The sequence below is a fragment of the Phreatobacter sp. GW821-FHT04C01 genome (assembly GCF_059420385.1).
In genome coordinates this window covers 158,072-177,106 of the sequence record NZ_JBWKTP010000002.1, presented here as the reverse complement: position 1 = coordinate 177,106, position 19,035 = coordinate 158,072, and the positions used below count along the sequence as shown (strand labels likewise).

General features: G+C 68.6%; 19 protein-coding genes. 14 read left to right on the top strand and 5 right to left on the bottom strand.

What is annotated here, in order from left to right:
• The first annotated feature begins 167 nt into the window (after positions 1–167).
• Positions 168–1,622 (top strand): aldehyde dehydrogenase family protein, encoded by a 1,455-nt coding sequence (locus AC07WJ_RS07860; RefSeq protein ID WP_494934006.1) that lies wholly within the window; start codon positions 168–170, stop codon positions 1,620–1,622.
• A 33-nt stretch (positions 1,623–1,655) separates the two neighbouring features.
• On the opposite strand, the gene AC07WJ_RS07855 is transcribed toward AC07WJ_RS07860, so the two are convergent.
• Positions 1,656–2,534 (bottom strand): LysR substrate-binding domain-containing protein, encoded by an 879-nt coding sequence (locus tag AC07WJ_RS07855; RefSeq protein WP_494934005.1) that lies wholly within the window; start codon positions 2,532–2,534, stop codon positions 1,656–1,658.
• 108 nt (positions 2,535–2,642) lie between these two features.
• Between AC07WJ_RS07855 and AC07WJ_RS07850 the strand changes: the two genes are divergently transcribed.
• The 3 genes from AC07WJ_RS07850 to AC07WJ_RS07840 are packed head-to-tail and all read left to right on the top strand — an operon-like array spanning position 2,643 to position 4,077.
• Positions 2,643–2,792, top strand: coding sequence for a hypothetical protein (locus AC07WJ_RS07850; RefSeq protein WP_494934004.1), 150 nt, complete (start codon positions 2,643–2,645; stop codon positions 2,790–2,792).
• Between the two features lie 58 nt (positions 2,793–2,850).
• On the top strand, positions 2,851–3,627 hold the full coding sequence (locus AC07WJ_RS07845) for a class I SAM-dependent methyltransferase (RefSeq protein WP_494934003.1): 777 nt from the start codon (positions 2,851–2,853) through the stop codon (positions 3,625–3,627).
• A 42-nt stretch (positions 3,628–3,669) separates the two neighbouring features.
• Positions 3,670–4,077: an NUDIX hydrolase gene (locus AC07WJ_RS07840; protein ID WP_494934002.1), complete on the top strand. Its 408-nt coding sequence runs from the start codon at positions 3,670–3,672 to the stop codon at positions 4,075–4,077.
• A 22-nt stretch (positions 4,078–4,099) separates the two neighbouring features.
• On the opposite strand, the gene AC07WJ_RS07835 is transcribed toward AC07WJ_RS07840, so the two are convergent.
• From AC07WJ_RS07835 to AC07WJ_RS07825, 3 genes are all read right to left on the bottom strand, one after another.
• Positions 4,100–5,371: an extracellular solute-binding protein gene (locus tag AC07WJ_RS07835; RefSeq protein WP_494934001.1), complete on the bottom strand. Its 1,272-nt coding sequence runs from the start codon at positions 5,369–5,371 to the stop codon at positions 4,100–4,102.
• 115 nt (positions 5,372–5,486) lie between these two features.
• On the bottom strand, positions 5,487–6,083 hold the full coding sequence (locus AC07WJ_RS07830) for a DUF2478 domain-containing protein (RefSeq protein ID WP_494934000.1): 597 nt from the start codon (positions 6,081–6,083) through the stop codon (positions 5,487–5,489).
• Between the two features lie 20 nt (positions 6,084–6,103).
• Positions 6,104–7,378 (bottom strand): DUF2325 domain-containing protein, encoded by a 1,275-nt coding sequence (locus tag AC07WJ_RS07825; RefSeq protein WP_494933999.1) that lies wholly within the window; start codon positions 7,376–7,378, stop codon positions 6,104–6,106.
• A 182-nt stretch (positions 7,379–7,560) separates the two neighbouring features.
• On the opposite strand from AC07WJ_RS07825, the gene AC07WJ_RS07820 reads away from it, so the two are divergent.
• The 10 genes from AC07WJ_RS07820 (at position 7,561) to AC07WJ_RS07775 (ending at position 17,661) form a co-directional block, all read left to right on the top strand.
• Complete coding sequence (locus AC07WJ_RS07820; RefSeq protein WP_494933998.1) at positions 7,561–8,889, top strand: FAD/NAD(P)-binding protein; 1,329 nt, start codon at positions 7,561–7,563, stop codon at positions 8,887–8,889.
• A 139-nt stretch (positions 8,890–9,028) separates the two neighbouring features.
• Positions 9,029–9,796, top strand: a complete 768-nt coding sequence (locus tag AC07WJ_RS07815; RefSeq protein ID WP_494933997.1) for an IclR family transcriptional regulator — start codon at positions 9,029–9,031, stop codon at positions 9,794–9,796.
• Positions 9,797–9,821: 25 nt separating this feature from the next.
• Complete coding sequence (locus AC07WJ_RS07810) at positions 9,822–10,709, top strand: ABC transporter permease (RefSeq protein WP_494933996.1); 888 nt, start codon at positions 9,822–9,824, stop codon at positions 10,707–10,709.
• Positions 10,706–11,509 carry an ABC transporter permease gene (locus tag AC07WJ_RS07805; protein WP_494933995.1) on the top strand — a complete coding sequence of 268 codons (804 nt, stop codon included), beginning with the start codon at positions 10,706–10,708 and terminating at the stop codon, positions 11,507–11,509. Before AC07WJ_RS07810 ends, AC07WJ_RS07805 begins: the two co-directional genes overlap by 4 nt.
• 40 nt (positions 11,510–11,549) lie before the next feature.
• Positions 11,550–12,599 (top strand): extracellular solute-binding protein, encoded by a 1,050-nt coding sequence (locus tag AC07WJ_RS07800; RefSeq protein WP_494933994.1) that lies wholly within the window; start codon positions 11,550–11,552, stop codon positions 12,597–12,599.
• Complete coding sequence (locus tag AC07WJ_RS07795) at positions 12,599–13,597, top strand: ABC transporter ATP-binding protein (protein ID WP_494933993.1); 999 nt, start codon at positions 12,599–12,601, stop codon at positions 13,595–13,597. Before AC07WJ_RS07800 ends, AC07WJ_RS07795 begins: the two co-directional genes overlap by 1 nt.
• A gap of 2 nt (positions 13,598–13,599) precedes the next feature.
• Positions 13,600–14,271, top strand: coding sequence for an AroM family protein (locus AC07WJ_RS07790; protein ID WP_494933992.1), 672 nt, complete (start codon positions 13,600–13,602; stop codon positions 14,269–14,271).
• Between the two features lie 106 nt (positions 14,272–14,377).
• Positions 14,378–15,463, top strand: a complete 1,086-nt coding sequence (locus AC07WJ_RS07785) for an S-methyl thiohydantoin desulfurase family protein (RefSeq protein ID WP_494933991.1) — start codon at positions 14,378–14,380, stop codon at positions 15,461–15,463.
• The gene (locus AC07WJ_RS07780) at positions 15,460–17,007 is read left to right on the top strand and encodes a hydantoinase/oxoprolinase N-terminal domain-containing protein (protein ID WP_494933990.1); all 1,548 of its coding nucleotides are present in this window, start codon (positions 15,460–15,462) and stop codon (positions 17,005–17,007) included. The genes AC07WJ_RS07785 and AC07WJ_RS07780 overlap by 4 nt, the downstream gene beginning before the upstream one ends.
• 216 nt (positions 17,008–17,223) lie before the next feature.
• Positions 17,224–17,661, top strand: coding sequence for a YidH family protein (locus AC07WJ_RS07775; protein ID WP_494933989.1), 438 nt, complete (start codon positions 17,224–17,226; stop codon positions 17,659–17,661).
• Between the two features lie 13 nt (positions 17,662–17,674).
• Here the strand turns inward: AC07WJ_RS07775 and AC07WJ_RS07770 are convergent, their stop codons facing one another.
• The gene (locus AC07WJ_RS07770; protein WP_494933988.1) at positions 17,675–18,880 is read right to left on the bottom strand and encodes a hypothetical protein; all 1,206 of its coding nucleotides are present in this window, start codon (positions 18,878–18,880) and stop codon (positions 17,675–17,677) included.
• Between the last annotated feature and the right edge of the window lie 155 nt (positions 18,881–19,035).

Here is a 19,035-nt window from a genome sequence, read left to right as displayed (position 1 = left end):
TCATAATTGCCGAGGCTGGGGATTTCGACGTCCGACATGCGCTTACAGTCGAATATAGGCAATCCATATCATATTTTGCAACGACTGAAAGTGGCGTATGGATCAAGGCCAGACGAGCACGGTTCTGCTCTTAAATATGCTGTAAATTTCATATTTGGAGAAACGTCATGGCTGATGGTCGCGTTGTCGCCGCGCAGGAGCTGCTCATCGACGGAAGGCGGGTTCCGCCCCTGTCCGGCCGTTATTATCAAACCCTGAACCCAGCCACCGAAAGGGCCATTGCCACGGTCGCCGAGGCCGGGGTCGAGGACGTCGATGTCGCCGTGAGGTCGGCGCGCGCCGCCTTCGAGGGCAACTGGAGCCAGATCCGCGCGGCGGAGCGCGGCCAACTCCTGCTGAGGCTCGCCGAGCTGATCCGCCGCGACCAGGACGAGCTTGTCGCGCTGGAGAGCCTCGATACCGGCAAGCCCGTGTCGTCGATCCGGCGTCAGGATCTGCCCGCCGTGCTCGACACCCTGGCCTATTATGCCGGCCTCGCCGACAAGATAAACGGCCAGGTCATCCCGACCCGCGCCGACGCTCTCACCTATACCGTGCGCGAGCCGCTGGGCGTGGTCGCCGCCATCGTGCCCTGGAACTTTCCCTTGATGATCGGCATGTGGAAGATCGTGCCGGCGCTCGCCTGCGGCTGCACGGTCGTGCTGAAACCCGCCGAGATCACCCCGCTGACGGCACTCAAGATCGGCGAACTGGCCATCGAAGCAGGCTTTCCCGCCGGCGTTCTCAACGTCCTGCCGGGCTTCGGCCGGGTCGCCGGCCAGGCCCTGGTCGACCACCCCGACATCGACAAGGTGACCTTCACCGGCTCGCCCGGCGTCGGCCGCCAGATCCTCCGGGGCGCGGCCGGCAACCTCAAGCGCGTCACCCTGGAACTCGGCGGCAAGTCGGCCAATATCATTTTCCCCGACGCCGACCTCGACGCGGCGGTCAAGGCGGCGGCCGCCGGCATTTTCTTCAACAGCGGCCAGGTCTGTTCGGCCGGCTCGCGCATCCTGGTCCACGACGCGGTTTATGACGAGGTGGTCGAGCGGCTCGCGGCGCGGGCGGAGTCGATCCGTCTCGGCGATCCCGGCGACGTCGCGACCGGCATGGGGCCGGTGGTCTCCAAGGTGCAGATGAACAGCATCCTCGACTACATCGATATCGGCGTGAAGGAAGGCGCCTCGATCGTCACCGGCGGCCGGCGTGTCGGAGACACCGGTTATTTCGTGGCCCCCACGGTCTTCGCCGGGGTCGAGCACGGCATGCGGATCTCGCAGGAGGAAATCTTCGGGCCGGTGGCCGCGGTCATCCGCTTCAAGGACGAAGACGACGCCCTGCGGATGGCCAATGGCACCGCCTTCAGCCTGGCAGCGGGCATCTGGAGCGCCGACATTCGCCGGGTGCATCGTTTCATCCGGCGACTGAAGGCCGGCACGGTATGGGTCAACACATTCGGCCCGACCGACGTGCGCCTGCCCTGGGGCGGCTCGCGCGATTCCGGTTTCGGCCGCGAGCATGGCGACATGGCGATCGAGAACTTCACCGAACCCAAGGCGGTCTGGATCAATACCGGCCGCTGATCGGCCCCGGCGCCGGGTCGCGGCGCCACGGGATCATCGCGACGAAGCGTCGAACTGCTGCGCCTCGTGCTGAAGCCAGGCGCAGAACAGCGACGATTTGCGGTGCCGTCGCGGGCGTCTGAGCGCGACATAGTCCTGGCCGCCGGCGATGAACCCGTGGGGCGCGATCAGCCGGCCGGCCCGAATGTCGTCGGAGACGAAGGGCCAGGGCGCGATGCAGACGCCGAGCCCGGCGGTGGCCGCCTCCAGCATGAAATAGAAGTGCTCGTAGGTGGTGCCCGCTCCATCCTCGATCGCGATGCCGGAGCGCGCGCACCAATCCGGCCAGGACCGGGGCCGCGTACGCGCGTGCAGCAGCGTAACGCCGGCAAGAACCGGAGGCGCCGATCGCACCAGCGACGGCGCCACAACCGGGCCGATCTGCTCGGCGAAGAGGTGGATGACCTCGGCGCCATCCGGCCAGGGGCCGGCCCCGGCACGGATCGCCACGTCGAAACCGTCGCGGCCGAAATCGACCGGGCCGGCCGAAGCGGTCAGCCGGACCTCGATGCCGGGATGGGCGGCCTGAAAACGATAGAGCCGCGGGATCAGCCAGCGCATGGTGAAGGTGCCGGGGCAGGAGACGTCGAGCGGGCCGTCCTCGGTATCGGCGACCAGGCGGATCGCCATGTCCATCTGGTCGAAGGCCGAAACGAGCCCCGGCAGCAAGCGCCGCCCGGCCTCCGTCAGGCGCAGCGCATTCTTTGGCCCCTCGAACAGGGCAACGCCCAGGACATCCTGCAGATGCTGCACCTGGCGGCTGACCGCGCTGTGGGTCACGTGCAATTCCTCCGCCGCCAGGGTCATGCGGCCGAGGCGGCCCGCGGCCTCGAAGGCACGCAGGGCATTGAGCGACGGAAGCCGGCGAGCCATGTGAGTTTTCCGAACAAGTTCTGTTCGATCATATCGCTTTCCCGCCAGAGCAAAAGAGCGCCTTTGTCGCCTCGTGAAAACGGTCGCAGACGAAAAAGGAACAAGACGATGATCGTGACCTGGGTCCTGTTCCTGGTTCTGGCATGGCTTACCAGCGCGTTGCGGCGCAAGACATTCGTGGAAGCGCGCGCACCCCGCTCCAGCGATGCCGGCCATCGGCGCGCCCACCGGACGCATGGATCCCGGCAGTCGTTCTGAAGCCGGCCGAACCGCCGAACCAAAACCGATGCGAAACGTCCGCGAATGAGGTGCGAGAGTGTCGAACAGGCATGACGACGGCAGTGCCGGCGATGCGAATTACGGCGTCATCGGCATCGACTATGCCAGGTATCGCCAGCCCGATCCCGCCATTGCGGCCGTCATCGGAGCAGCCCTGGGCCATGCCCGCACGGTCCTGAATGTCGGTGCCGGCGCCGGTTCCTATGAACCGATCGACCGCCAGGTCACCGCGGTCGAGCCTTCGGCTTCGATGCGGGCGCAGCGGCCGGCCCATTTGCCGCGGGCGGTCGATGCCGTCGCCCAGAACCTGCCCTTTGCCGATCGCAGCTTCGACGCGAGCATGGCGACCTTCACGGTTCACCAATGGCCAGACCTGGCGGCTGGCCTGATCGAAATGCGCCGCGTGACGCGTGGGCCTGTCATTGTCCTGACCTGCGATCCGGCCGAACTCGACCGCTTCTGGCTCGTGTCCTATGCCCCGGCGGTGATCGCCGTCGAAGCGCGGCGCTATCCCCCCATCGAGACGATCGCGGCCATCCTCGGCGAGACCAGCACGGTGACCTCGGTGCCGATCCCCCTGCATTGCACCGACGGTTTCGGCGAGGCTTATTATGGCCGGCCCGAGCTGCTGCTCGATCCCGGCGCCCGCCTCGCCAACTCGGCCTGGAGCTTCGTCGACCCGACCCTTGGCGACCGTTTCGCCGCCGACCTGCGGCGTGATCTCGACAGCGGCCTGTGGGACCAGGGACATGGCCACCTGCGCCGGCAGCCGGTCTTCGAAGGTTCGCTGAAACTGATTGTCGGGCGCGCCTGAACATCGCACCTTGACGCGACGATCACTGCTCGGGCGCCGGCGATGAACCATCATCCAATCCGTATCGTCACCGCCATCGCGCGCGACCGGCGTGGCCACATTCTGCTCGTTCGCAAGCGCGGAACCGAGACCTTCATTCAGCCCGGCGGCAAGCTCGAAGCGGCGGAGACGCCGATCCAGGCGCTCCGGCGGGAAATCGCCGAGGAATTGGGAGCAGCCTTCGACCCGACCGCGGCGATCTTCCGCGGGCGGTTCAGCGCCTCGGCCGCGAACGAAGCCGGACGCTCCGTGGACGCGCTCGTCTACGAGGTCGCGCTGAGCGGTCCGGTCGCGCCGGCGGCCGAGATCGAGGAGATCATCTGGCTCGATCCGCAAGCCCCTGGCGAGGCGAAGCTTGCTCCCTTGCTGCGCGAGACGATCCTGCCGCTGCTCGCGGCTGCGGGCATGTGATCCCTGCCCGCGGGCGGGGCCGTCAGTCGACGCTGATCCGCACCAGGTCGCGGACCGAGCGGCCGGCCCGCCGATCGCCGGGCACCACCAGCCGCAAGCCCTGGTTCGGCAAGGCGGCGCCGTTCAGCCGGTTGGCGATGATGACCGGCTTGCCGGCGAATTCCGGCGACAGCTCGGCAACCGCGACCGCCACCGTGTAGCCGTCCTTGCCGACCGCGCGCAGGGTCATGCGCGGGTGGTCGCCGTGCCTCGCCGGATCGATCACCCCCGATGTCGTCAGGACGTCCCAGAGCAGCGGCCCGCTCCATTCCGTCGTCTCCTCGCCGCGGCCGGTGCGCTGCGTCACCCGCTGGGTCGTCTGGGTGAAAGCCGCGAGGCGATCGAGCGTCAGCGCCACCGAGGTGCCGTCCTTGCGCTCGAGCAGCAGACCCGGAGCCGCATGCGCGGGCGCCGGTTCGGCAACCCGCCCGGCCGCCGGGTCGGTCTCGACCACCGGCAGCAGGCCATGGCGCGCCAGGATGGACTGGCCGGCCTCCGAGAGCAGGAACAGGGCGAAGCGCCGGGCCTCGGGCCGCTCCGACATGGCCGCCAGGCCGTAGACCGCGGTCACGTCGAGTGTTGCCGGCAGGCGCCGCGACACCAGGCCGGGCACATCGCGCATGACCTCGGCATGGCCACTGCAATAGGACAGGAGGATATCGGCCTTGTCGGCAACGAAGATCGAGGCGGCGGCCGTCCGTCCCGGCAGCGGCGCCGGAGAATTCGGCCCTCCGACCAGTTGCAGCGCCTTGTCTTCCAGCACCTTCCTGGCACCAGCCCGAACGGCTTCCGCCCGCGCGAAGACCTGCCAGGCATAGTCGCCGCCGGGATCCGCGCCGGGCGTCGAGGTGGCGAGCCGCACGGCTGGATCGATGAGGCGGGTGACCAGGTTCTCGTCGGTCAGGCCGAGGCTCGTCCGCGACAGGACGCAGAGCTTGTTGCGGGCGAAGGCCACGACTGGCGCGGCGCGGCCGGCCGCGGCCAGAAGGCGCGGATGCGCCAGGTCCGCCGACAGGAACAGGTCGGCCGGCTCACCGCCCTCGAGCCTTTGGCGCAGCGAACCCGAGGGCCCGAAAACCGCCTCGGCGGCCACGCCGGAGGCGGCGATGACGTCCTTGAGCGGCGCGCCGAGGCTGCCGGCGGCCAGGATCCGCAATGGCTGCGCGACGGCGGCAACCGCGCTGAACTGCAACGCCAGCATCGTCGCCAGCACGATGGCGCCGGTTCGGCGCCTGGCGAAAATCCCGCTCCGCATATTGGCCTCGCTCGTCCCGGGCCCACGCGAAGACCGCGCGGCCGGCATCGCGCTATATGTCACTGGATATAGCGAATCCGCAATCCAGGCCGCGCGATCCGGCGACCGGCGGCGATCACTTGTAGCGTTCGCAGAAGGTCGCGCCCGGGGCGACGTCCGACGCGGCCTTTCCGAGGGAGCGCCACCAGGCCTCGAGGCTCGGCCGGTCCGGCCTCAGCTTCACCGCGAGACCCTCCGCCATCCGGAGCCAGGATCCGAACAACCCCTCGGGAACGGCGATCAGCACCGGAATGTCGCGCTCGATCGCGTCCGCCAGGACCTCGAGCAGCCCCGCCCCCGCCATTTCCAGGGATCCGTAGCGATTGAGGATGACGATGTCGGGCCGTCGCCTCAATGCCAGGGACAAGCGGGCGCCGATGCTCTGCAAGGCCGTGCCGCAGGCCGCGGTGACGGCCTTTTCCGCGCCCGCCGCGTCGCCGGGCTCGTCGTCATCGGGAACCAGGATGAACTCGGCCGCGCCGCCAGGACCCGGCTCGCCCGGGCGGCGGCGCTGGACGACGCCGAGTGCGTCGAAGCCTTGCCCCAGCAGGTGACGAACGAAACCGCGCAGCACGAGATCCGGATTGTCGCCGGGGCCATAGACCATGGCCGCGACATCGCAATCGCCGTGGAACTTGGGCCTGCGGAACCTGGGCCTCGCCTGCTCCGTCATCGCCGTCCTCGCTTCCGGGCTCAGGCCGCGGCCGTCGCCTCCGCCGCTCGCGCGAAGCGATCCGGCGCGGCGATGGCGGCGACGAAACTGGCAAGGCTCGCCGTGCGCAGCGGGATGTACGGCTTGCCCGCATCCCGGCAGAGCTTCTTCACCTGGCCGGCGGCGTGATGGCTGATGCAATCGACCGGAAAGAAGGCGGCGTCCGCCTGGCTGATCAAACCTGGCAGCAAGGCGGCATTGTCCTCGATCCCGCCGTCATGGGCGAGCAGCAGGCCGCCGCGCCCGGCCGCCAGGACTTTCAACTGGTCGAGCAGCTTGGGCCGGCCGCCGACATAGAGCAGGGTCAGATCCTGCAGATCCCGCGCGATCGGCGCCGGCCGATCGTCGTCCGGCCTGCCCAGGCGCAGCGCGTCTTCGAGCGCCGAGAGCTCGCCCTGGAGGTGATCCTCCCGGTCGGCCAGTTCGGCATTGCGTTTCCGCTCGGCCAGGACCTGCTCTTCGGCCTCCCTCAGGCGCGCGGCCAGGGCCTGCGCGTGCGCCTTCTCGGCATCGAACCGCTGTGCCAGCGCCGACATCGCCGCGCCGGCCTGCGGGTCGGGCCTCGCCTGGTCAGACACGGCCCGCCTGGATATCTCGATCTCCAGGCCCTCGACGCGCCGCAACAGTTCGGACCGCTCATTGGCGGCGGCCATGAGGCGAGCCTCCTGGCGGGCGATCTTCTCGTCGCGCTCGCCGAGATCGCGTTCGAGCTTGCGCAGGCGCGCGATATCGACCCGGTTGGAGGTACCGACCATATGCGACAGCATGTGAACTTCGCCGAAGACCTCCTGGATCAGCGGGCGATCGGCGGCCGGGTGAGTCAGCACGGCCCAATAGGCGCCGGGAATGTCGCCTTGATCGAGCGCCTGAAGCCAGAGCTCCCGCACCTCGGCCACGGTGGAAGCCTTGGCGAACCGCTTGATCGCCGGCTCGTGACGCTTGTCGAGCGCCTTGTGCAGCAGCTTGCCGGCGAGATCGTGCTGGCCGGCAGCGCGCACGCCGCGCCCGTGCAGGACGTGGTCGGTCGCGGTCTTCGCATCGGCTTCGCCCAGCTTCACGAAGAACTGGCGCAACTCGGCGGCGCTCAGGCACGTGCCGACGATCGAGCAGTGAAAATGTGGCGAGATGTCCCAGATCTTCGAGCGGCGATGCCCCTTGGGATCGCTGACGACGAGCGGCGCCTGGCTGCGCGCCCGGTCGAGGACCGAACCGATCCCGGTGTGCTGATGGCGGTGGAGGACTGTCAGGATCGACACGTGCCGCTCGCATCGTTATGTTCATACAGACATAACGCTAACCGGCTTTCCCGCCGTCCGCAACACTCTGGCCGTGTCAACCGTCGATCCCCATGGACCTGGCGCTATTCCCGCCCGGGCCCAGCGTCGGGAGAGCCGGCGGTTGCCGGAGCGCCGTTCCGCGAGAGGACACGATCCCCGGCATGCAATATCAACCCACTGACATCGCCATTGTCGGCGGTGGCGCAAGCGGCGTCCTGCTCGCGATCCAGCTCATGCGCCAGGCCGCCGGCCGCCTGGGGGTGACCCTGGTGGACCGGGGTCCGGATATCGGTTTCGGGCTCGCTTATGCCACGGGCTGCGCGGGCCATCTGCTCAACACCCGGGCCGCCGACATGAGCGCGCTACCGGAAGAGCCCGATCATTTCGTCCGCTGGCTCGGCGTCGATGCCGGCAGCGGCGACTTCGTCTCGCGGCAAACCTATGGACGCTATCTCCAGGCCATGTTGAGGCACACCGCCGAGCAAAGCGCCGGACGGCTGCGCCTCGTCGCCGGCGAGGTCGTCGCGGCGGCGCCGGACCGCGACGGCGTGCTGCTGACGATCGGCGGCGCGGTGCCGATATTCGCCCGGCTGGCCGTTCTGGCGACCGGCCATCGCGCCCCGAGCACCGATCGCGGCGTTGCCCTGCGCGGCGACCCCTGGAGCCCGGATGCGCTCGAAGGGCTCGCTGCCACGGCCCCGGTCCTGCTGATCGGTACCGGCCTGACGATGATCGACGTGGTCATCTCGCTGATGGAACGGGACCATGTGGGACAGATCGTGGCCCTGTCGCGGCGCGGGCTGCTGCCCAGGACCCACCCCAGGGTCCCACGCCCGGCCGTGGTTGGCGCCACCGACGCCCTGTTTGCCGGCGAGCTTTCGGCACGCCTTGCCGCGTTCCGGTCCATGGCCCGTGCGGGGGCCGGCTGGGAGGCGGTCATGCAGGCGCTGCGCCCGCACAACGCCGCGCTGTGGCAAAGCCTCGACGAGCGGCAGCGCCGCCGCTTCCTGCGCCATCTGCGGCCCTGGTGGGACGTCCACCGCCATCGCGTGCCGCCGCAGGTCGGGCGCGGGCTGAAGGCCGTCATCGCCGCCGGCCAGCTTTCGATCGTCGCCGGGCGTGTCGTGGCGATCGATGCGGCCTCCGGCCCGGCCAGCGTCACCATCGGCCTGCGCGGCAGCGGCCGGCGCGAGGTCCATGACTTCGACCGGGTCATCGACTGTACCGGCCCGCGCACCGACCTCGATGGCGAAGCGCCGCTTCAAGCACAATTGGCGCGAGACGGCCTGGTGCGCGTCGATCCGCTGGGTCTCGGCTTCGACGTCGGCGACGACGATGCGCTGCTCGGCCGAGCCGGCACCGCCTCCCCCCGCCTGCTGGCGCTCGGGCCGCCGACCCGGGGCCGCCACTGGGAGATCACCGCGATCCCGGACATTCGCAAGCGCGCCGCGACGATGGCCGCAGAGCTGATCCGCACGATCACGCCCTGACGGATTCGCAATCAACGGAGATCGCGCGGCCGCCCCGTCGGCCGATCGCACAGCTACGCCCTTTGATCCGTTGACAAGATTTTCGCTTCGGCCCTAGAATTCCGATTATTGCAACCTAGTTGCAAATAATGGAACTTTGATGAGCCTGGCCAACGCCGCCGCCGTCCTGCACTGGCTGAAACGCGACCGTGTCGATGTCGCGGTCGGCGAGCTGTCGGCGGCCATGGGCTGGCCGAAGAGCTCGGCCTCGCGCCTGCTCAAGGATATGGCCGCCCATGGCCTTCTGGAGCGCGACCCGCTCAGCCGCCGCTACCGGCCCGGCCTCCTGATGCTCGAGCTCAGCCGGCAATATCTCTCGCGCGAACCCTTGATCGAGGCGGTCGACGCCGAGCTGCGCGCGCTGACCGCCCGCACCGGCTATTCGACGGGGATCTCGATCCTCGACGGCACCGAGATCGTCGTGCTGCGCAGCCGCGCCGGCACCAATCCGCTGCGGGTGGTGACGCCGCCCGGCACCCGCGGGCCGGCCTGGGCCAATTCGACCGGCCGCTGCCTGCTGGCGCGCCTGCCCGATGCCGAGATCGCCAGGCGCTTTACGCCCTTCCCGCCGCCGGCCCGCCCCGGCGCGCCCAACGACCTCGACGCCCTGATGCAGCGCATCGCGCTGACGCGCCGGCGCGGCTTCGACGAGTCCAACGACGAGTCGCTCGCCGGCGTCAGCGGCATTTCGGTCGCCATTCTCGACCCCGAGGGCACCACGCCCTTTTCGCCCTATTTCGCCTTCTCCGCCGCCCAGGTCGGGCGGCCGGAGCGACAGGAACTCGCCGACATGTTGCTCGACATGGCAGCCCGGCTCGGCGGCACGCCACGGTCGGCACTGGACTTGCTGGAACGCGCCCATGACTGACCGACCCGTGGCTACTGACCGACCCATGGCTGATGCAACGATCCGGCCGCCCCGGCCCGCCATTTCGCCGGTCGCCTGGGCCATCGGCCCGGCGCTGCTGCTGTTCGTGGTGTTTTTCGTCGCCCCCTTCGCCGCCATGGCGCTCCTGTCGTTCCTGAGCGGCAATCCGACGACCAATCCGAACGTCTTTTTCACCACCCGCCACTATGAGCGGCTGGTCGGCGACACGCTCTATTTCGAGGCACTGGTCGCCACCTTGCGCATCGGCGCGATCACCACCCTGGTCTCCCTGCTGGTCGGTTATCCGCTCGCCCACTGGATGGCGCGGATCCAGTCGCGCACCGGCCACGCCTTGCTGCTGATGGCGGTGATCGCCCCCATGCTGACCGGCATCGTGGTGCGCACCTTCGCCTGGATGACGCTGTTGCAGGATCGCGGCGTGATCAACGTCACCTTGATGTCCTGGGGCCTCACCGACCACCCGCTGAAGCTGATGTATAACGAGTTCGGCACGGTGGTGGCGCTGGTCCACATCTATGTGCCCTTCATGGTGCTGACGCTCACCGGCGTGATCGGCCGGATCGACGAGCGCCTCGAACAGGCCGCGCGCAATCTCGGCGCCAACCGCTTCCGCGCCTTTCTGGAAGTCACCTTGCCGCTCAGCCTGCCCGGCATCATGGCCGGCTCGCTGCTGGTCTTCGCCTTGTCGATCAGCGCCTATGTGACGCCATTCCTGATGGGCGGCACCGACGTGCTGACCTTGCCCATGCTGATCTACCAACAGGTCGGCGCGAGCTTCAACCTGGGCTTCGCCGGCGCGCTCGGCGTGGTGCTGCTGGCGGTCTCGCTGGTCATCATCATCGCCTATAACAACGTGCTCGGCCGCTTTGCCGGCGGGGAGAAAATGGCATGAGCGGCCGCGGTTTCGATCCGGGCCGGACGGCCTATTACACGCTCAACGGCGCCATCCTGGTGTTCCTGCTGGCGCCGATCGCCATCGTCGCGGTCTTCGCGCTCAATCCGACCCCCTATATCTCGTTCCCGCCAACCGGCATCACCCTGCGCTGGTTCGAGAAATTCTTCACCAGCAGCGAGTTCATGGGCGCCTTCTGGCTCAGCCTGAAGGTCGCGGTGATCGTGCTGGTGCTGTCGATGCTGATCGGCGGGCTCTGCGCGCTCGGGCTGGCGCGCGGCAACCTGCCGGGCAGCCGCGTCCTGACCGCCTTCTTCATGTCCTCGCTCATGCTGCCGGCGATCCTCACCGGCCTGGCGCTGTTCCAGCTCTACCTGCTCTCCGGCATCGGCCGGCCGGTCTGGGGGCTGGTGATGGGCCATACCCTGGTCGCGGTGCCCTATGTGCTGCGCACGACGCTGGCGGTGCTGCACAATTTCGACCGGCGCATCGAGGAGGCGGCGGCCGTCCACGGCGCGCCGCCCTGGCGGGTCTTCTACGAAGTGACCTTGCCGCTGATCCAGCCGGGCGTCGTGGCCGGCGGCATCTTCGCCTTCATCGTCTCCTTCGACCAGTTCCCGATCTCGCTGTTCCTGGTGCTGCCCAAGGGCGAGACGCTGCCGGTCGTCTTGTTCAACTACATGAAATTCGACCTCGACGGCGCGATCGCCGCCGCCTCGATGGTGTCGATCCTGATGGCCGTCTCGGTGGTGGTGCTGCTGGAGAAGGTCATCGGGCTGAAGGCCTATGTGAAACTCTGAACAAAGCCATTCGATTTCCAGATTCCGACGGGAGGCTCTCATGACATCATCAAGGACCAGCAGGCGTTCCGCCCTGAAGGCAGGCGCCGCCGCGATGTTCGCGCTCGGCGCGCCGTCCATCCTCAAGGCCCAGACCGCTACCCTCAACATCACCACCTGGGGCGGCAAGTGGGGCGAGATCATGAAGGCCGACCTGCTGCCGGCCTTCGAGCGCGAGTTCAAGTGCTCGGTCATGGCCGACCAGGCCTTCCCGTTCCTGCCCAAGCTGCAGGCGAGCCCGCGCAACGCGCCGATCTATGACGTGCTGCACACCAATTCCAACGAGCAGTGGAAGGCCTTCGACGAGGGCATTGTCGGCGCCAAGCTGAGCGTCCGCGACGTGCCCAACCTGAAGGACGTCTACCCCTACGCGGTCAGCGACAAGATCGTCGGCGTGTCGATCTTCACCTCCGCCATTGGGCTGGGCTACCGCACCGACAAGGGGCTGGCCAAGCCGACCTCCTGGAAGGCGCTCGCCGATGCCAAGCTCGCCGGCCAGCGCGGCGGCTACCTGATCCCGGTCAACAGCCTCGGCCAGGCCCACCTGATGCTGCTCGGCAAGCTCTATGGCCGCGGCTATGACGATCTCGACGCCGCCTACAAGGCGCTGGAAGCGCTTAAACCCATCAAGCTGTTCGACTTCACCGGCCAGATGGAAAAGGCCCTGCTGTCGGGCGAAGTGACCATGGGCATCATCCACGACAGCGGCGTCTACCGCTACGAGGGCACGCCGGAGCCGGTCGACTTCGCCATTCCCAGCGAAGGCGTGCTGGCGCTGGAGCAGGTGCTGAACGTCACCCCGGGCTCCAAGGTCAAGGAGCTCGCCTACGCCTTCATCGACTATATGCTGCGCCCCGACGTGCAGAAGAAGCTCGCCGAAGCCGTCTGGTATTCGCCCTGCAACACCAAGGTACAGCTCGACGCCAAATATCAGGCCAAGCTGTTCAACACGCCGGAAAGGGTCGCCCAGCTGATCCAGATGGATTGGAAATGGTACAATGCCCGCAAGGACGACATCGACCTGCGCGTCGCCCGGATCCTGAGGGGCTGATGCCGACCGCCCCCTCGTCTCCGGCGTCGATCACCCTCGACGCCATCGTCAAGAGCTATGACGGCCGCGTGCGGGCCGTCGACGACATCTCGCTGACCATCGCGCCGGGAGAGTTCTTCTCCCTGCTCGGGCCGTCCGGCTGCGGCAAGACCACGACGCTGCGCATGATCGCCGGCTTCGAGACGGTCGATACCGGGCGAATCAGGATCGGCGATCGCGACGTCACCGACGTTCCCGTGCACAAGCGCGACATGGGCATGGTGTTCCAGTCCTATGCGCTGTTCCCGCACCGCACGGTGGCGGAAAACGTCGCCTTCGGCCTGCGCATGCGCGGCGTGCCGAAGCCGGAGATCGCCGAGCGGGTCCGCACGGCGCTCGCCCAGGTCGCCTTGACCGGCTACGAGGACCGCAAGCCCGGCCAGCTCTCCGGCGGCCAGCAGCAGCGCGTGGCGCTGGCGCGCGCCATCGTCATTCGTCCGCCGGTGCTGCTCTGCGACGAGCCGCTCGGCGCGCTCGACCGCAAGCTGCGCCAGCAGATGCAGTTCGAGCTGAAGCAGTTGCAGAAGGAGCTGGGGGTGACGCTGGTCTTCGTCACCCACGACCAGGAAGAAGCGCTCGCCATGTCCGACCGGATCGCGGTGATGAATGCCGGCCGGATCGAGCAGATCGGCACGCCCGGCGACATCTATGAGCGCCCGCGCACCCGCTTCGTCGCCGACTTCATCGGCGAGATCAATCTGATCGACCAGCCCGGCGGCCGCACCCTGGCGGTCCGGCCGGAAAAGATCGTGCTCGACGGTGCCTCGACGGTTGGCCCGACCGGCCGGATCGACAGCGCCAATTTCCTCGGCGGCCAGACGCTCTATCGCATCATCATGGCCGACGGCCGGCAATTGCTGGCCAAGGAAACCAATATCGGCGACCGGCCGATCCGCGCCATCGGCGACCAGGTCCGCCTCGGCTGGAGCCCGACCGACGCCGTCCAACTGGAGAATTGACCATGTCCCGCACCCTTGGCGTGGCCACTATCGGCCAGGCGCCGCGCGACGACATCGCCGCGCTGTTCGCCGCCCATGCGCCGGCCGGCACCCGCGTTGTCCTGCGCGGTTGCCTCGACGGTCTCACCGACGAGGCGATCGCGGCGAGGCCGCCGCTTGACGGCGCCGATACGCTCTACACCCGCCTGCGCGGCGACCAGGACGTCAAGATCTCCAAGGCCTTCGTCATCGAACGCGCGCCGGAAACGCTCGGCCTGCTGCGCGCCGACGGCTGTGACGCCATCGTCTTTGCCTGCACCGGCGAGTTTCCGCCCTTGGCCGGGGACGCGGGCGTGCTTTATCCCTCGCGTGTGCTGAACGGGCTCGCCACCGCGCTGCTGCCGCAGGGCCGGCTCGGCCTCTTGGTGCCGCTGCCCGAACAGGCGGAAAAGCTCAAGGCCAAATGGACCCGGCCCGGCCTGGAGATCGTCGCCGAAGCGCTGAAGCCGAGCGCGACGCCGGAGGAGGCCGCCGCAGTCGCGCGGCTCCTGGCCACGCAGCGGCCCGACCTCGTCGCCATGGATTGCATGAGCTACACGCCGGCCACCAAGGCGGCCGTCAAGGCCGTCCTGCCGGTGCCGACCATCCTGGCGATCACCGCCACCGGCCGCGTCATGAACGAATTGCTGGCCTGAACCACCGGCCCCGGGGCGCTCGCATCGCGGCGTTCCCGGGCGAACGGCCTATCCTTGAAGCGTTGGCGCTTCGTCACGCCTTGCGAAACCCCATGACCAGATCCCCATGACCGAAACCCGCGACATCACTCTCGACGATATCGAATCGCTCGCCGTCGGCGCCTGGATCCTGGGCACCGGCGGCGGCGGCAGCTCCTATCACGGCCTGCTCAACATGCGGGCGCTCTATGCCGAGGGCCTCAAGGTCCAGCTGATGCAGCCCGACCAGCTCGCCGACGACGACTGGGTCGCCGCCGTGTCCAACATGGGCGCGCCGCTGGTTGGCCAGGAGCGCCTGACCGACAGCCGCACCATTGCCCGCGCCGTCAGCCTGATGGAGGACCATACCGGCTTCCGCTTTCGCGGCATCATGGCGCTGGAGATCGGCGGCGGCAATGCGATCCAGCCGCTGATGGCGGCGGCCCATCTCGGCCGGCCGGTCATCGATGCCGACATGATGGGCCGCGCCTATCCCGAAGCGCAGATGACTTCGGTCGCGGTCGGAGGCCTGAAGCCTTATCCGCTCAGCACGGTCGATTGCCGCGGCCTGGAGGCCGTCATCGAAAAAGTGCCGACCTGGAAATGGATGGAGCGGGTCAGCCGCAAGGTCTGCGCCGAATATGGCTCGATCGCCTCGACCTGCAAGGCGCCGCGCACCGGCGCCGAGGTCAAGCAGTGGTGCATTCACGGCACCACCACCAAGGCGATCAAGATCGGCCATGCGGTGCGCGAGGCGCAGCGCCGCCACGAGGATCCGATCGCCGCCATCCTGTCGGTCGAGCCGGGCAAGCTCATTTATCAGGGCAAGGTCATCGATGTGGAGCGCCGGGCGACCGAAGGCTTCCTGCGCGGCTCGACCCGCTTCGACGGCCTCGACGGCTGGCGTGGCACCAAGCTCGAGCTGAGCTTCCAGAACGAGTGGATCGTCGCCTGGCAGGACGGCGAACCGATCGCCATGTCGCCCGACCTGATCTGCGTGCTCGACAGCGTCACCGGCGAGGCGGTCGGCACCGAGACCATTCGCTACGGCCAGCGCGTCACCGTCATCGCCCTGCCGCCGCCGCCGGTGTTCCTGACCCCGGCAGGCCTCGCCTATGTCGGCCCACGGGCCTTCAACTACGATATCGACTTCAAGAGCGTGTTCGCATCATGAGACGAATTGGCATCGACGTCGGCGGCACCAATACGGACGCCGTGCTGATCGAGGACGGCAAGGTCGCCCGCGCCGTCAAGGCGGCGACCAGTGCCGACGTCACGACCGGAATTCTGGAGGCCCTGGCCAAGCTCGCCGCAACCGGGCTTCTCCGCGACGGCCGTGTCGACGCGGTGATGATCGGCACCACCCACTTCATCAATGCCGTGGTCCAGCGCAAGAGCCTGTCGCGGGTCGCGGCGCTGCGCCTCGGCATGCCCGCCAGCGCCTCGCTGCCGCCCTTCTGCGACTGGCCGGCCGACCTCGCCGAACTCGTCCGCGGCGGCGTCTGGATGGTCGAGGGCGGCCACGAATATGACGGCCGTCCCTTCATGCCGCTCGACCGCGACGCGGTGACGGCGGCCGCCCGCGACATGAAGGCCAGGGGCCTGACGGCGGTCGCGATCTCGTCGATCTTCTCGCCGCTCGATCCCAGCCACGAGCGCGAGGCGGCGGCCATCGTGCTTCAGGAAAACCCCGACGCGGTGATCACCTGCTCATCCGAGCTCGGCCGCATCGGCCTGCTCGAACGGGAGAATGCCGGCCTGCTGAACGCCGCGCTGACCGATCTCGCCCGCGAGACCATCGCCGCCTTCGAGCAGGCCATTCGCGACAGCCGGATCGACGCACCGCTGTTCATCACCCAGAACGACGGCACGGTGGCCGAAGCCCACCAGGCGATGAAGCTGCCGGTCTACAGCTTCGCCTCCGGCGCCACCAATTCGATGCGGGGCGCGGCCTATCTCTCCGGCCTCGACGAAGCCATGGTGGCAGATGTCGGCGGCACCACCACCGATATCGGTCAGCTCCGCAACGGCTTCCCGCGCGAGGCCAATTCGGTGGTCAAGGTCGGCGGCGTGCGCACCCTGTTCCGCATGCCCGACCTGGTCTCGATCGGGCTCGGCGGCGGCAGCCACGTGACGCTCGACCCGCTCGCCATCGGGCCGGTGTCGGTGGGCTATCGCCTGCTCCAGGACGGCATCGCCTTCGGCGGCGGCCAGTTGACCACCACCGACATTGCGGTCGCCTCCGGCCTGCTGCCGCTCGGCGACAAGGCGAGGGTGGCACATCTCGACGCCGCGACCTGCGACCGCGTCTTCGCCGAGGCCAGGCGCATGGTCGAGGAGACCGTCGACCGGATGAAGACGGAAGCCGGCGACGTGCCGCTGATCGCGGTCGGCGGCGGCGCCTTCCTGATCCCCGACCGGATCGACGGCGTCTCGCGGGTGATCCGCGTCGCCCATGGCGATTGCGCCAATGCGGTGGGCGCGGCGATCGCCCAGGTCTCCGGCGAATGCGACCAGATCTTCCGCGACCTGACCCGCAATGACGCCATCGCTGCGGCCACCGCCATCGCGGCCGATCGCGCCGCCGGCGCCGGGGCCGACCGCGCGACGCTCAAGACCATCGAGACCGAGGACATGCCGATCGCCTATCTGCCGGGCAATTCGCTGCGCGTCCGGGTCCGGGTCGTCGGCGACGTGGCGAGCGAAGCGCGGGCCTGAGCCCGCGGCGGTCATCGTCCGGCCGCGACGCGACGAGCCGGACGATGACCGCGCCGGCAAGGCCTCGGGTTTTCCCCGAGCCCGACCGGCGCGGGGCCCGATAGTCCCGCGCCGGCGCACGGAGCACCTTGCGCGTCGGAACCGGGGAGCCCTCGAGCCATCGCGCCCGGCCGAGCCGGGTGACGCATGGCCGATCAACCATCTTCGGCTCCGCAGATGGGTCGCGCTGTTTCCGACCAAAGCGCCGCCTGCCGCACCGGCATGGCGCTGCAGCGGACCCGCATGGCTGCCGAGCGGACATTGATGGCGGTGATCCGGACGTCGCTGTCGCTGATCGGCTTCGGTTTCACCATCTTCCAGTTCTTCGGCCATCTCAGGGAGACCGGACTGCTGGCGAGCGGCAGTCCGGCACCGCGCAATTTCGGCCTGACCCTGGTGCTCCTCGGCGTCGGCATGCAGGCCATCGGCCTCGTCCACTATGTGCGCTTCATGGCCGGGCTGCGGGCGGAACGGCAGGAGATGATCGCCACGGGATTGATCCCGGACGGCCGCGCCGGCCCGGTCTCGCTGACCATGGTCGTCGGGCTTCTCCTGTTCCTGACCGGCCTTGCCGCGATCGCCAGCATGGCCTTCAACGTCGGTCCATTCGGCTGAAGGCGGCCCCGCGTTAGAGCAGCAGGCCCTTAAGGCTGTGCAGGACGACATCGACCGGCAGTTTCATCAGCAGGACGGGAATGAAGGGCAGCGCCATGCTGGCGACGAGCATGACGACGCTCTGCAGGTCGATCGGCACGACGCGGATGGACTGGGCATTGCCGACCACCTGATAGAGATCCGTGGTCGCGGAGAAATCCGGCGCCCCGAGCGCATCTTCGGCGACCCGGCGGTCCCCCGCGATCCATCGCGCTTCGAATTGCTGCCCGACTTCGCCGGCGAGCCTGCCATAGGCGAACACGCCGCGATGGGCTTCGCGGATGAGTGTGCCGGTGAACATCATGACCGGCGCGACCAGCAGTCCGAGCACGACGACCAGGGGACTGACCGCGGCGACCTGCTGGGCCGGCGGAAAGGCCGTATTCTCCAGGAACTCGTTGATGAAACGGCCGGCGACGATCGTGCTGGTGGCGAGCGCCACCACGGCGAAGGCGCGCAGGGAATGGCCGACGAACAGCAGGCCGGCGGAACGATCCGGGTGAGACGCCACCAGCCTGAGGTCAAGCCGCGACACCAGCCAGAGCAGGCGTGTCCACAGCACCAGGCGCCAGAGCCAACCGAAAAACAGGAGCAGCAGCAGCGGCAGGCTGACCAGGGCATGCCACCAGCCGGCCGCCGACAGGCCGACGGCCGCGCCGGCGGATTTCTGCCACGCGGGAACATGTTCCGGCTGAACCGCGGACATCACGGCGACCACCGCGAGGAAGGCCAGAACCGCCGTGACCAGCTCGGCGCGTGGCGACCAGAGCAGTCGCCGGGTCGACGACAAGGCCTGCTCGAACCGGCCGTCATCGGCGTCGCGGACGAGCCGTGCCTCGCGGAAATGCCCGATGATGGCGCCGAGCTGCCGCGCGCAGCCGGCCTCCGCCAGGATCAGCAACGGGGCGGCGCAGAGCGAGCGGGCGTGCAGGCCGAAATCGAGCAGCGGCCCGCCGAGCCCGCCCGTCTGCGCCGGTCCGGATCGAAGCGCGACGAGCACGAACAGCGGCACCCAGCCGACCAGCACCGCGACCAGCGCCCGGCGCGGCACATTGGGCCGGCCCGGCCGCACGAGCCCGATCCAGCTCTGGACGCGGCGAGGTGGCCCACCTTCGAACAGCAGCGTCTCCGCGGTGGCGTCCGCGATATCTGGACCGTAGCGGCTCGTCTCGGCGGTCATGGCGCATCCCTCGCGAGCGGCCCGCTGCACGGCGCAACCGGGGCGGATGTGGATCGGGCAAGGCCCCGAACCGGCGTGGCATCGTCACCGTCGACCGGTCGGCCGGTTCGCCGCCGCGATAAAAATGAAGGCCACCCATCGGCGGCCTTCAGTTG